The organism is Polaromonas naphthalenivorans CJ2 (genome assembly GCF_000015505.1).
GTDB lineage: Bacteria > Pseudomonadota > Gammaproteobacteria > Burkholderiales > Burkholderiaceae_C > Polaromonas > Polaromonas naphthalenivorans.
Genome location: NC_008781.1, coordinates 4,374,107 through 4,385,701, shown reverse-complemented (window position 1 = coordinate 4,385,701; position 11,595 = coordinate 4,374,107). Strand labels below are relative to the sequence as shown.

Below are 11,595 nucleotides of genomic sequence, written 5' to 3'. Positions count from 1 at the left end.
AACCCTTGCCATGAAACCTTCCAACGCCAGCGCCGCCATTCCCTTCACGACCCTCATGCGGCGGCTGGCCGAGCGCCTGTTTGGCCACTGGGTGCACCAGCTCACGCCGGCCACGCTGCGCGCCGACGCCATGGCCGGCCTGCTGGGCGCGGTGCTGGTGCTGCCGCAAGGCATTGCCTTTGCCACGCTGGCCGGGCTGCCGCCCGAGTACGGGCTGTACACCGCCATCGTTCCGTGCATCATCGCCGCGCTGTTCGGCTCCAGCTGGCATGTCATGTCCGGCCCGACCAACGCCAACTCGCTGGCGCTGTTTGCCATGCTCTCGCCGCTGGCCATGGCCTTCAGCCCGATGTACATCCAGCTGGCGCTGGCCGTCACCGTGATGGTCGGCGTGCTGCAGTGGCTGATTGGCGCGCTGCGGCTGGGCGTGCTGGCCAATTTCATCTCGCCCGCCGTGCTGTTTGGCTTCACGTCCGGCGCGGCGCTCTTGATCGCGGTGCATGCGCTGCCCGATTTCCTGGGCCTGGCCGCCGCGCCCGAACACAGCGCGGCGGGCGTGCTGGCGCATGTCCTGACGCAGCTGCCGCACGCCAATCCGGCGGCGCTGGCCGTGGCCGGCATCACGCTGGCGGTGGCCCTGGGGCTGCGCCGGTTTCGCCGCAACTGGCCTTACATGCTGATCGGGCTGGCCGTGGCCACCGTGCTGGCCTGGGGCTGGGGCCAGTGGACGGCGGGCAGCGCCACGCCCTCGTCGGCGCTGCGCACCGTCGGCGCCATCGCCACGCCGTGGCCGCGCTTCGAGGTGCCGCGCATCAGCTGGGCGCAGGCGTCCGATTTGATTGGCCTGGCGTTCGCGCTGACCATCGTCGCGCTGGGACAGGACATTTCGATTGCCAAGACGGTGGCGCTGCGATCGGGCCAGCGCATCGACGCCAACCGCGAATTCCGGGGCCAGGGCTTGTCCAACATCATTGGCGGATTTTTCTCCAGCTACGTGTCCTGCGGCTCGATGAACCGCTCCATGCCCAACCTGGAGGCCGGCGCCCGCACGCCGCTGTCGTCGGTGTTTTCGGCGCTGCTGCTCTTGGGGCTGGTGGCGGTCAGCGCGCCGGTGCTGGCGCAGATTCCGATGGCCGCGCTGGCCGGGCTCTTGGTGCTGGTGGCGCTGGCCCTGCTCGACCTGAAGCGCTGGCGCCAGCTGTTCGCCCTGAGCCGAACCGATTTCGGGGTGGCGCTGGCCACGCTGGTGGCTACCCTCACGATCCGGCTGGAAATGGCGATCTTGCTTGGCATGCTGCTGTCGCTGATGTCGTTTTTGTACCGCACCTCGCGGCCTGCCATGCGGACCATGGGTTTTGACAGCCGGGGGCTGGACCGGCAGTTCGTGGTGATTGACACGCCTGACGACCCCGGCGAGCCGCCGCACCCGACGCTGCCCGAGTGCCCGCAGCTTAAATTGCTGCGCATGGAGGGCGAGGTGTATTTCGGCGCGACCCAGCATGTGGCCGACATCCTGCACGCGCTGCGCAGCCAGCCGAATCCGCAAAAGCATTTGCTGGTGATGGCCAAGAGCATGAACTTCATCGACCTGGCCGGCGCCGAACTGTGGCAGGCCGAGCTGGCGGCGCGGCGCGCCATGGGCGGCGACTTGTACTTTCACCGGCCGCGCCCGGAGGTGATCCGCATGTGGCGCAAGACCGGCTTCACCGACGTGCTGGGGCCCGAGCACCAGTTCCCCGACAAGTTCACCGCCATTTCCACCATCTTCGGCAAGCTCGACCCCGAGATTTGCCGCCATTGCAGCGCCCGGATTTTCTGGGAATGCCGGGCCGCGCCGGGCGCCGACGACCCTGCAAACCAGCCCACGACCTGAACCGCCATGCCCCAATTCGCCGCCAACCTGAACTGGCTCTACACCGAGCTGCCTTTTCACCAACGCTTTGAAGCCGCCGCCCGCGATGGTTTCAGCGCCGTGGAACTGATGTCGCCCTACAGCTGTCCGGTGGCTGAACTCAAGGCGCTGCTGGTGGCGAACGCCCTTGAACTGGTGCTGCTCAACGCGCCGCCCGGCGGCACGGACGCCGCCAGCATCGAGGCGGCATGGGCCTCGCCCGGCTGCCGGGGCACGGCCTGCCTGCCCGGCCATGAAGCCGAATTCGCAGCCGGATTTGCCCTGGCGCTGGACTATGCGCAGCAACTGGACTGCCCGCGCATCCACGTCATGGCGGGCCTGTTGCCCGAACTGCCGGATGTCGTGACGCGCGAAGCGGCGCAGGCCGCCTACGTTGCCAACCTGCGCCGGGCGGCTGCCCAAGCCTCACGGGCGGGCGTGGACGTGCTGATCGAGCCCATCAACACCCGCGACATGCCCGGCTATTTTCTGAACCGGCAAGACCACGCGCACGCCATCCTGGACGAAGTCGGCGCGGAAAATCTCAAGGTGCAGATGGACCTGTACCACTGCCAGGTGGTCGAAGGCGACCTGGCGATGAAGCTGCGCCGCTATGTGCCGACGGGGCGTATCGGCCACATCCAGATTGCGGGCGCGCCGGGGCGCAACGAGCCGGATCTGGGCGAAATCAACTACCCCTATCTGTTTGCGCTGCTCGACGAGCTGGGTTACGGCGGCTGGGTGGGGTGCGAGTACAAGCCGGTGCGCGGCCTGGCGCCCGGCGCGACTTCGGACGGGCTGGGCTGGCTCGCTGAGGCCAGTCGCGGCATGCCGGCGCTTTAAACCTTAACCCGTCAACCCGCGCGGCGAAACGTCAGGTTGATGCGCTGGCGCCCGAGGCGCGGATGGTCGCCGTCGGCCAGCGGCGCCACGCCGTGAAACGCCAGCCGCGCCGCGCCGCCCCACACCGCCACGTCACCGTGCGCCAGCCGCAAGCGCGCGGGGCGCTCATTGCGCTGCAAACCGCCAAACAGGAAAACCGCCGGCAGGCCCAGCGAGACCGAGACGATGGGCGCGCTCAGGTCGCTTTCGTCGCGGTCCTGGTGCAGCGACAGGCGCGCGCCGGGTTCGTAGCGGTTGATCAGGCAGGCGTCGGGCGCGAAGCCCTCAAAACCCGCCTCGGCCGCCGCCCGCATCGCCATGTCGGCAAAGCAGGCTGGCATGGGCGGCCAGGGCTGGCCCGAGAGCGGGTCGGCTTGGTCGTAACGGTAGCCCGTGCGGCTCGATGTCCAGCCCAGCGCGCCGCAATTGCTCATCTCGACCGACATGACGCGCCCGCCCGGCGTCATGAGATGGCGCAAGGGCGCAACCGCGATGACCTGCCGCGCGGCCTGAAGCAGTGCTTCGGCCCGGTCAAGGGCAAACCCGCGCAGCAGCACGGCGCCCGGCGCGATGGGCTCGGGTGCGTCATAGGGCGCTGGCGGTTCGTCGAAAAGGCTGCGGGTCAAAAATACTCCGTTTTTTGGCTATCTTCATGACCAAATAGGCCATTTGCGCAATAGATACGGGTGCAGGATGCTATTAAATACATAACCTGAGTTCTGGATAAGCGAAGCCCCCGTGCGGCGTGAAAGCAGGAAGGAACTGGCTGCAAAATGGGAGCACCCAATGCATATGAAGGTGCCCCATCATGGACAAAACCATGGAGCTGTTTTGCCTTATCGACGACTTCTGCCAGCAATTCGAGCCGCTGCTTGAGCAGCGTATGCTGGACAGCAGCGGCAAACAGCGGCGCAATCGGACGGGCTCGATGTCGCTGTCCGAGATGACCACGATTGTGGTGCTGTTTCACACGATGCGCGGGCGTCAGTTCAAGGAGTTCTACCGTGGCACCGTCTGCCGGTTCATGACCTCGGAATTTCCCCGGCAGCTGTCCTACACGCGCTTCGTGGCACTGATGCCTCGCTGTGCGGTGGTGCTGGCCGCATTGTTCCAGACGCTCAAGGGCACCTGCACGGGCATTTCCATTGCCGACTCCACGCCGCTGGCCGTTTGCCACAATCTGCGAATCAATCGTCACCGCGTTTTCCAGGGCATCGCCCAGCGCGGCAAATCGTCCACGGGCTGGTTTTACGGCTTCAAGCTGCACGCGGTCATCAACCACCAAGGCGAACTGCTGGCCATCAAGGTCACGCCTGGCAACATTGATGACCGCAAGGGATTACTGACCATCGCATCAAGCCTGTTCGGCAAGCTGTATGCCGACAAGGGTTACATCGGCAAGGACTTTGCGAGCAAGATGAAAGACAAAGGCATTGAGGTCGTGACACGGGTACGCAAGAATATGAAGGAGGTCGTTCACTCCGGGTTTGACCAGGCGCTGCTGCGCAAGCGCTCGCTGGTGGAGACGGTCTTCGATGAACTCAAGAACCTGTGCCAGATCGAGCACACCCGGCATCGTTCGCTGATGAACTTCGCTGTCAATCTCATGGCGGGCATCGTGGCGTATTGCCTGCAACCCGTGAAGCCTCGCATTGCACTGCGCGACTCTCGTGGCACGCTGGCTGTGAACTGACTCCGTGCCTTACCCAGAACTCAGGTTACATAGTGAAGTCAGATGCTGACCCTCTTTAAGCGGCAAGCCCCGGCATTCATGCCGGGGTCTGAGCGATCAGGCTGTTCCGGCCTGCCTTGCTACTTCACGCGCCAGTGGTTGATGAGCATACGCAGCGCGCTTAAGCCTGCGGCATCAACCTTTGCCCACTGCGCCGCAGTCAGCCGGATGGATCGCTGCTCCAGTTTTTCGCTGGCAGGCTTTGGTGGCCTGCCGATGGGTTTTTTCAAGGTTTCCATCCCATCATTATCGGTGATTCAAAAACACTTGCAGGAAATATGTTTGTGTGAGTCAATAACACCTGTGAAAACGATCAAGACCCTCAAGCTGCGCATCAAGGACAAGCACGCCAGCGCGCTTGCGGCGATGGCGCGTGAGGTCAATCAGGTCTGGAACTACCTCAACGAGTTGTCGCACCGCTCCATCCGTGAGCGTCAGAAGTGGCTGAGCGCCTACGACTTGCAAAAGTACACCGCCGGGTTCAGCAAGTGCGAAGGCGTCAAGGTGGGCAGCGCCACCGTGCAGCTGGTCTGCGAGGAATACGCCACCCGGCGCAGGCAGTTCAAGAAAGTCCGACTGAACTGGCGTGTATCCAACCCGAAGTCGCCGAAGCGCTCGCTGGGCTGGATACCGTTCAAAAAGGGCGGCGCTGCGTATCGCAACGGGCAGGTGAAGTTCTGCGGCTTGAGGCTGGGCCTGTGGGACAGCTATGGGCTGAGCCAGTACGAACTGCGCGCTGGCTCGATCAGCCAGGATGCGCGGGGCCGGTGGTATTTGAATGTGTGCGTTGAGGTCGAAGCCAGGAAAAGCGCGGGTACCGCCAGCGTGGGTATCGACCTGGGATTGAAAACCTCTGCGGTTTGCTCCAATGGCGACGCATTGGCATCGCGCATTTACCGCCAATACGAGCCCGCGCTGGCGATGGCCCAACGCGCAGGCAAGAAGGACAGGACGCGGGCGATACACGCCAAGATTGCCAACGTCCGCAAAGACGCCATGCACAAGTTCAGCACCCGGCTGGTCAAGGAGAACGCCGCGATCTTCGTGGGCAACGTGTCAAGCCAAGCGCTGATCAAGACGAAGATGGCCAAGTCCGTACTCGATGCGGGCTGGTCAACACTGAAGACGATTCTGCAATACAAGAGCCATCAGGCCGGTATCGTCTTTGAAGAGGTGAGTGAAAGTTATACAACCCAGACTTGCTCGTGCTGCGGGGTTATTCCCGCCAGCAGTCCGAAGGGTAGAGCAGGCCTTGGAATAAGAGAATGGGCTTGCAGCGACTGTGGCTCGGTACACCACCGGGACACAAACGCAGCCAAGAACATTCTTGCGCGAGGACATTCGCGTCTAGCTGTAGGAATCCCCTCCCTTTAGGGAGGGGAGGATGTCAAGATTTGTTTGTGTTGCCTGAATTCCGAACGGCCGGCCTGGGCAAGGCCCTGATGCTTGCCGCGCATGATGAGGCCCGTGCCAGCGGTATCGCACGAATGGACCTCAGCACCGCAAAAACCAATGTAAAAGCACAAGCACTTTACGAATCCCTCGGCTGGAAACGCGATGATGTTTTTCTGGCCTACCACTGGGAGCCAACATACCCGCTGCCTTCGCAAGCCGCTCAAGGCAAGGCTGAGGCGCCCGAAAACATCCCGTCTTTAAACGTCATCACACACAAGGAATGAATCCAATGCTCGACAAGATAAAAGGCTTCGGGGCGCAAGTGGCCACCAAGGCCAATGATGCCGTCGAGGGCATCGCAACGTCCGTCAAGGACGGCGTTGAGTCCCTGGCCAATACCGCGACCACCGCCACGGGCGCACTCAATGAAAGGGCCGTGCGCGCCTCGACGGCGCAAATGTGCCGAATTCTTGAAATTGCCTTGGAAGAACTCAAGGGCCGGCCACTGTCGAGCCGGCCTGTCTCGCTGACGGCCACGGTCAATATCGGCATCGCCGCGCTTGAAATGCAAATTCATCTGGAGCCTGTTGAAAAGGCCGCTGAAAGCGAAGGCGAGAGCGGGACAGGGACAGATTCGGGCGCCTTGCCCACGGCTGGTTAAACCGGCTGTTTTGTTGCGATGAAACAACGCATGCGCAGCGCTGATGGCGGCCAGCCCGACGCCGCTGCAAAAACCATTGCCAGACCCGCGCCCGCCCGCTGAAAATCAGCCTCTACATTCAAGCCCCGCATGCGACCCGCCCTTCGGCCGGTCCGGGCACCCGGAGATCCACGCTATGTCTGCCACCGCCATGTCCTTCCCCCTCTGAGCGCAGTTCATCCGCCCCGGCTGGACTGTGTTTCACACCATTTCCAGCCACGGCACCGGCGCGACAGCATTGACTGCACGCCCCAAGAGCCCTGGCCACTTTGCCGGGGCTTTTTGTTTTGTGGAGCGCACAATGAGTGCCAAAAAAATTTCCCGCGCCTTTGCCGAAGGCAAGGTCAAGCAACTGCGCCGCATGCGCCAGCCGCTGGTCATCAGCCTGCCGGCGAGCACGCCGCGCAACCCGGTCGCGCGCGCCCTGCAGCAGCGCGGCAGTTCTGGCGCGGCCGGCAAGCACATCCGCAGCCAGGGCGCCCAGCGCCGCGCCGACAACATGGCGCTGCGCCGCGCGCTGCACCGAGACCTCACGAAAGGCGAGGAATGAAACCAGCGCCAGGGCATTTCGAATTGCTATTTAATCCATAGCTGTATGCGCAGGCAGATAAAGCGCCAGAGGCTGTTTTTATGAAAATCAAGGCCTTAAAAAGACCTTGCGCCCGAATGCCAGCGGCCGCGCTGGCGGCAGGAAAATTCTGGAATTCAGGTAAAACAAGCCTCCAGCGCAGGCTACACCTGCGCAAGCAGCTATTCAATTCATAGCAAAAAGGCCCGCATCACTCCGCCAGCCCGCTCAGGATCGGGCAATCGGGCCGGTCGTCTCCTGCGCAGCAATGCGCCAGCTGCGCCAGCGTCTGGCGCATCGCCTGCATCTCGGCGATGCGCCGCTCCAGGTCGGCGACGTGCGCCTGGGCGATGCGTTTGACGTCGGCGCTGGCGCGCTGCTGGTTTTGCCACAGCTTGAGCAGCTCGGCAATCTCGGCCATGCTGAAACCCAGCGTGCGGGCGCGGCGGATGAAGCGCAGGGTGTGGACTTGCTTGTCGCCATACTGCCGGTAGCCCGCGTCGGTGCGCGGCACGGCGGGCAGCAGGCCGAGCGATTCGTAGTGGCGGATCATCTTGGCCGACACGCCCGAGCGGCTGGCGGCCTGGCCGATGTTGAAGGGGCCGCTGTCGATCACGGGGGCGGTCATTTCGAAGTTCCTTTCCAGCGGCGCAGCAGCAGCGCGTTCATCACCACGCTGAAGCTGCTGAAGGCCATGGCCGCACCGGCAATCACCGGGCTCAGCAGGCCGAAAGCGGCCAGCGGAATGCCGACCACGTTGTAGAAAAACGCCCAGAACAGGTTTTGCCGGATCTTGGCGTAGGTGCGGCGCGAGATGTCGATGGCGTCGGCGACCAGCGCCGGGTTGCCGCGCATCAGCGTGATGCCGGCGGCCTGCATCGCCACGTCGGTGCCGGTGGACATGGCAATGCCGACATCGGCCGCCGCCAGCGCGGGCGCGTCGTTGATGCCGTCGCCGACCATCGCCACGCGCCCGCCCTGGTCGTTCACCTGATCCTTGAGCTGGCCGATGATGTCGGCCTTGTTTTCGGGCAGAACCTGGAAATGCACGATGTCGATGCCGAGCTGCTTCGCCACGGCCTCGGCGCTGCCTCGGTTGTCGCCGGTGACCAGCGCGGTCTGGATGCCCAGCGCGTGCAGGCTGGCGACGGCCGGGGCGGCGCTGGCCTTGACCGTGTCGCCGAACGCCAGCAGCGCCAGCAACTGCGGTGCGCCCGTCACATCGGCCAGCCACGACACGGTGCGGCCTTGGGCTTCGAGCGCCTGCGCGCGCGCTGCAAAGGCGCCGAGTTCCACGCCGAGTTCCTGCATGAAGCGCGGGCTGCCGAGACGCAGCTCATGGCTATCGACCACGGCCGACATGCCGCGCCCGGCCACGGCGCGGACTTGCGACGCCGCCGGCACGCCGAGTTGCTCCTTCAGGGCCAGTTGCGTGACGGCTTTGGCCAGCGGGTGTTCGCTGCCCGACTGGATGGCGGCGCTCCACGCCAGCGCCGCGTCGCGCGAAATATTTGCAGGCTCCAGCGCGACCAGTTCGGGTTTGCCTTCGGTCAGCGTGCCGGTCTTGTCGAAGGCGACGATCTTCACCTGGTGCGCCACTTCGAGCGCTTCGGCGTCCTTGATCAGGATGCCGTGCTTCGCCGCCACGCCGGTGCCGGCCATGATGGCGGTCGGCGTGGCCAGCCCGAGCGCGCAGGGGCAGGCAATCACCAGCACGGCGACTGCGTTGAGAATCGCGGTTTCCCAGTTGCCACCGGCAAAACCCCAGCCCAGCAGCGTGACGAAGGCGATGACGATGACCACCGGCACGAACACGGCGCTGACCTGATCGACCAGCCGCTGAATCGGCGCTTTTTTCGCCTGCGCCGACTCGACCATGCGCACGATGCGCGCCAGCGTCGATTCGGCACCGACCGCCGTGGTACGCACCACGATCAGCCCTTCGGCATTGATGGCGCCGCCGGTCACCCGGTCGCCGGCATGCTTGTTGACCGGCAGGCTTTCGCCGGTGATCAGCGATTCATCGACCTCGGTCGCGCCTTCCATGACTTCGCCATCGACCGCGATGCGTTCGCCGGGGCGCACCACGACCAGGTCGCCGACCCGCACACTGGCAATCGGAACTTCCCGGTCCTGGCCGTCCCGACGCAGGCGCGCGGTTTCGGGCCGCAGCGCATTGAGCGCCCGGATGGCCTCGGTGGTCTGGCGCTTGGCGCGCGCTTCCAGCCATTTGCCCAGCAGCACCAGCGTGATGACGATGGCCGATGCCTCGAAGTAAAGATGAGGCATGCCGTGTTCGCCATGGCGCAGCAGCATGTAAACGCTCAGCCCGTAGGCTGCCGACGTGCCGACCGCCACCAGCAAATCCATGTTGCCGGCGCCGGCCCGTACGGCTTTCCAGCCGGCCTTGTAAAAGCGCGCGCCGAGCCAGAACTGCACCGGCGTGGCCAGCAGCAATTGCAGCCAGCCGTCAAGCATCCACATCTTGCCGAACAGCAGGCCGAACATCGGCAGCGCCAGCGGCGCCGACAGCGCGGCCGCCACGGCAATCGGCCACCAGGGGGCGCCGGGTTGCGGCGGCTGGCCCTGGCTGGCGCCCGGCTCCTGAAGCGCCTGCGCCCGGTAGCCGGCTTTATCGACGGCGGCAATCAGCTGGGGCAGGGTGGCCGCGCCGCCCGCCACGGTGACTTCGGCGGTCTCAAGCGCCAGGTTGACTTCGGCCGACAGCACGCCCGGCACCTGTTTGAGCGCCTTTTCCACGCGCGCCACGCACGAGGCGCAGGTCATGTCGCCAATCTTGAGCCGCAGCGACTGCTCGGGCACGGCATAGCCGGCTTTTTCAATTGCCGCCTTGAGGGTGGCCAGGCTGACTTCCGGGCTCGCCCTGACGCTGGCCTGTTCGGTGGCGAAATTGACGTTGGCTTCCTCGACGCCCGGAGTATTGGCCAAGGCTTTTTCTACCCGGGCCACGCACGAGGCGCAGGTCATGCCTTCGACGGCAAAGCGCCACTCCTTGAGCGCGGAAGCGGGGGCCAGGCGGGCGGGCAAGGTGTGGGTGGCGCTCATGCATGTTCTCCTGAAGTGGCATCGCCGGGACGTGACTGTGAAGCGATTGAGGCGAGTGTGAACCTTGCCATCATGGCAGGGTCAAGCCCTGGCTGAAAATAAGCACGGCTATTTTCAGGATTTGTGCAAACCCATTGACTTTGCCACCGTGGGAAGGTTCAGACTGCAGGCCTTCCTCATCTTTTCACCTTTCAAGGAGACTTCATGGAATTCGAGATTCCCGACATGAGTTGCGGCCACTGCGCCGGCGTCATCACCAAAACCGTCAAGCAGCTCGATGCCCTTGCTACGGTCAGCATTGACCTGCCGGCCAAAAAGGTCACGGTCCAGACCACGCAAGACCGGCAAATCGTTGCAGACGCATTGACCGAGGCGGGTTACCCGACGCACTGAGGGCGGCGCATCGGGGCCAGGGCCGCCTCTATAGAATGATTCCTCTTTCTACTTCCTTGAGCGCCTGTGTCCGACCGTCTTGCTGTTTTGCCCCAATACCTGTTGCCCAAGCAGGCGCTCACCCACTTCGCCGGTTTTGTCGCGTCGCGTGAACGCGGCTGGGTGACCACCGAAATCATCCGCCGCTTTGTCGCCAAATACCGGGTGAACATGAGCGAAGCGCTCGACTCAGACATTGCCAGTTACCTCACCTTCAACGACTTTTTCACCCGCGCGCTCAAGCCCGGCGCGCGGCCGCTGGCCCAAGCCGCGCTGGTCTGCCCGGTCGATGGCGCGATCAGCCAGTTTGGCGCCATCGAGCACGACCAGATCTTCCAGGCCAAGGGCCACCACTATTCGACCACCGCGCTGGTCGGCGGCGATGCGGCGCTGGCCGCGCACTACCAGAACGGCCATTTCGCCACGATCTACCTGAGTCCGAAGGACTACCACCGCATCCACATGCCGTGCGATGGGCGCTTGACGCGCATGATTTACGTGCCGGGCGACCTGTTCTCGGTCAATCCGGTCACGGCGCGCGGCGTGCCGGGGCTGTTTGCGCGCAACGAGCGCGTGGTCTGCGTGTTCGAGTCGGCGCGCGGGCCGTTCGTGCTGGCGCTGGTCGGCGCGACGATAGTCGGCAGCATGGCGACGGTCTGGCACGGCGTGGTGAACCCGCCGCGCGGCAAGGCGGTGCGCGAGTGGCGTTACCCGGCGTCCGGCCAGCCCGAAGTCGTGCTCAGGCAGGGCGAGGAAATGGGCCGGTTTTTGCTCGGCTCGACCGTCGTCCTGCTGTTTCCCAAGGGGCCGCTGCGCTTCAACCCCGACTGGGAGCCGGGCCGCGCGGTGCGGCTGGGCGAGGCGATGGCGGATGTCGCTGCAGATTCGCAACGCTAAAGCGTGCCAGGACGCTTGTCCCATTCAAGAAG

The 11,595-nt window shown here is 64.4% G+C and carries 13 protein-coding genes; 9 read left to right on the top strand and 4 right to left on the bottom strand.

From position 1 onward, the window contains the following. Nucleotides 1–10 precede the first annotated feature (10 nt). On the top strand, nt 11–1,873 hold the full coding sequence (locus PNAP_RS20430) for a SulP family inorganic anion transporter (protein WP_011803451.1): 1,863 nt from the start codon (nt 11–13) through the stop codon (nt 1,871–1,873). A gap of 6 nt (nt 1,874–1,879) precedes the next feature. Further along, on the top strand, nt 1,880–2,734 hold the full coding sequence (gene otnI / locus PNAP_RS20425) for a 2-oxo-tetronate isomerase (protein WP_011803450.1): 855 nt from the start codon (nt 1,880–1,882) through the stop codon (nt 2,732–2,734). Nucleotides 2,735–2,745: 11 nt separating this feature from the next. Here the strand turns inward: otnI and alkB are convergent, their stop codons facing one another. Beyond that, complete coding sequence (gene alkB / locus PNAP_RS20420) at nt 2,746–3,399, bottom strand: DNA oxidative demethylase AlkB (protein WP_011803449.1); 654 nt, start codon at nt 3,397–3,399, stop codon at nt 2,746–2,748. A gap of 182 nt (nt 3,400–3,581) precedes the next feature. On the opposite strand from alkB, the gene PNAP_RS20415 reads away from it, so the two are divergent. Further along, entirely contained in the window at nt 3,582–4,466 is an 885-nt protein-coding gene (locus PNAP_RS20415; protein ID WP_011803448.1) for an IS982 family transposase, read from the top strand. Nucleotides 4,467–4,585: 119 nt separating this feature from the next. Here PNAP_RS20415 and PNAP_RS27220 read toward each other — a convergent pair whose 3' ends face one another. Next, nucleotides 4,586–4,744, bottom strand: a complete 159-nt coding sequence (locus PNAP_RS27220) for a hypothetical protein (protein ID WP_157040344.1) — start codon at nt 4,742–4,744, stop codon at nt 4,586–4,588. Between the two features lie 64 nt (nt 4,745–4,808). Here PNAP_RS27220 and PNAP_RS20410 point away from each other — a divergent pair, with 64 nt between their 5' ends. The 4 genes from PNAP_RS20410 to PNAP_RS20395 all read left to right on the top strand — a co-directional run bounded on the left by PNAP_RS20410 (nt 4,809) and on the right by PNAP_RS20395 (nt 7,150). Next, the gene (locus PNAP_RS20410) at nt 4,809–5,879 is read left to right on the top strand and encodes an RNA-guided endonuclease InsQ/TnpB family protein (protein ID WP_232290730.1); all 1,071 of its coding nucleotides are present in this window, start codon (nt 4,809–4,811) and stop codon (nt 5,877–5,879) included. Next, a complete protein-coding gene (locus PNAP_RS20405) occupies nt 5,771–6,184 on the top strand; it encodes a GNAT family N-acetyltransferase (protein WP_083758075.1) in 414 nt (137 codons plus the stop codon). The genes PNAP_RS20410 and PNAP_RS20405 overlap by 109 nt, the downstream gene beginning before the upstream one ends. A gap of 5 nt (nt 6,185–6,189) precedes the next feature. Further along, complete coding sequence (locus PNAP_RS20400; protein WP_011803446.1) at nt 6,190–6,561, top strand: hypothetical protein; 372 nt, start codon at nt 6,190–6,192, stop codon at nt 6,559–6,561. 340 nt (nt 6,562–6,901) lie between these two features. Next, nucleotides 6,902–7,150, top strand: coding sequence for a hypothetical protein (locus PNAP_RS20395; RefSeq protein WP_011803445.1), 249 nt, complete (start codon nt 6,902–6,904; stop codon nt 7,148–7,150). A 229-nt stretch (nt 7,151–7,379) separates the two neighbouring features. Here the strand turns inward: PNAP_RS20395 and cueR are convergent, their stop codons facing one another. Together cueR and PNAP_RS20385 are read right to left on the bottom strand one after the other, a co-directional pair. Beyond that, nucleotides 7,380–7,796, bottom strand: coding sequence for a Cu(I)-responsive transcriptional regulator (cueR, locus tag PNAP_RS20390; RefSeq protein WP_011803444.1), 417 nt, complete (start codon nt 7,794–7,796; stop codon nt 7,380–7,382). Further along, on the bottom strand, nt 7,793–10,234 hold the full coding sequence (locus PNAP_RS20385; RefSeq protein ID WP_011803443.1) for a heavy metal translocating P-type ATPase: 2,442 nt from the start codon (nt 10,232–10,234) through the stop codon (nt 7,793–7,795). Before PNAP_RS20385 ends, cueR begins: the two co-directional genes overlap by 4 nt. 204 nt (nt 10,235–10,438) lie before the next feature. On the opposite strand from PNAP_RS20385, the gene PNAP_RS20380 reads away from it, so the two are divergent. Together PNAP_RS20380 and asd are read left to right on the top strand one after the other, a co-directional pair. Further along, on the top strand, nt 10,439–10,627 hold the full coding sequence (locus PNAP_RS20380; protein WP_011803442.1) for a heavy-metal-associated domain-containing protein: 189 nt from the start codon (nt 10,439–10,441) through the stop codon (nt 10,625–10,627). Between the two features lie 66 nt (nt 10,628–10,693). Continuing rightward, the gene (gene asd / locus PNAP_RS20375) at nt 10,694–11,563 is read left to right on the top strand and encodes an archaetidylserine decarboxylase (protein ID WP_011803441.1); all 870 of its coding nucleotides are present in this window, start codon (nt 10,694–10,696) and stop codon (nt 11,561–11,563) included. Nucleotides 11,564–11,595: the final 32 nt, after the last annotated feature.

Bases quoted from the DNA above. Each gene is read 5' to 3' on its own strand.
- PNAP_RS20385 (WP_011803443.1), bottom strand. From the start codon at position 10,234: ATGAGCGCCACCCACACCTTGCCCGCCCGCCTGGCCCCCGCTTCCGCG.
- PNAP_RS20415 (WP_011803448.1), top strand. From the start codon at position 3,582: ATGGACAAAACCATGGAGCTGTTTTGCCTTATCGACGACTTCTGCCAG.
- PNAP_RS27220 (WP_157040344.1), bottom strand. From the start codon at position 4,744: ATGGAAACCTTGAAAAAACCCATCGGCAGGCCACCAAAGCCTGCCAGC.
- cueR (WP_011803444.1), bottom strand. From the start codon at position 7,796: ATGACCGCCCCCGTGATCGACAGCGGCCCCTTCAACATCGGCCAGGCC.
- PNAP_RS20380 (WP_011803442.1), top strand. From the start codon at position 10,439: ATGGAATTCGAGATTCCCGACATGAGTTGCGGCCACTGCGCCGGCGTC.
- otnI (WP_011803450.1), top strand. From the start codon at position 1,880: ATGCCCCAATTCGCCGCCAACCTGAACTGGCTCTACACCGAGCTGCCT.
- PNAP_RS20395 (WP_011803445.1), top strand. From the start codon at position 6,902: ATGAGTGCCAAAAAAATTTCCCGCGCCTTTGCCGAAGGCAAGGTCAAG.
- PNAP_RS20405 (WP_083758075.1), top strand. From the start codon at position 5,771: ATGGGCTTGCAGCGACTGTGGCTCGGTACACCACCGGGACACAAACGC.
- PNAP_RS20400 (WP_011803446.1), top strand. From the start codon at position 6,190: ATGCTCGACAAGATAAAAGGCTTCGGGGCGCAAGTGGCCACCAAGGCC.
- PNAP_RS20430 (WP_011803451.1), top strand. From the start codon at position 11: ATGAAACCTTCCAACGCCAGCGCCGCCATTCCCTTCACGACCCTCATG.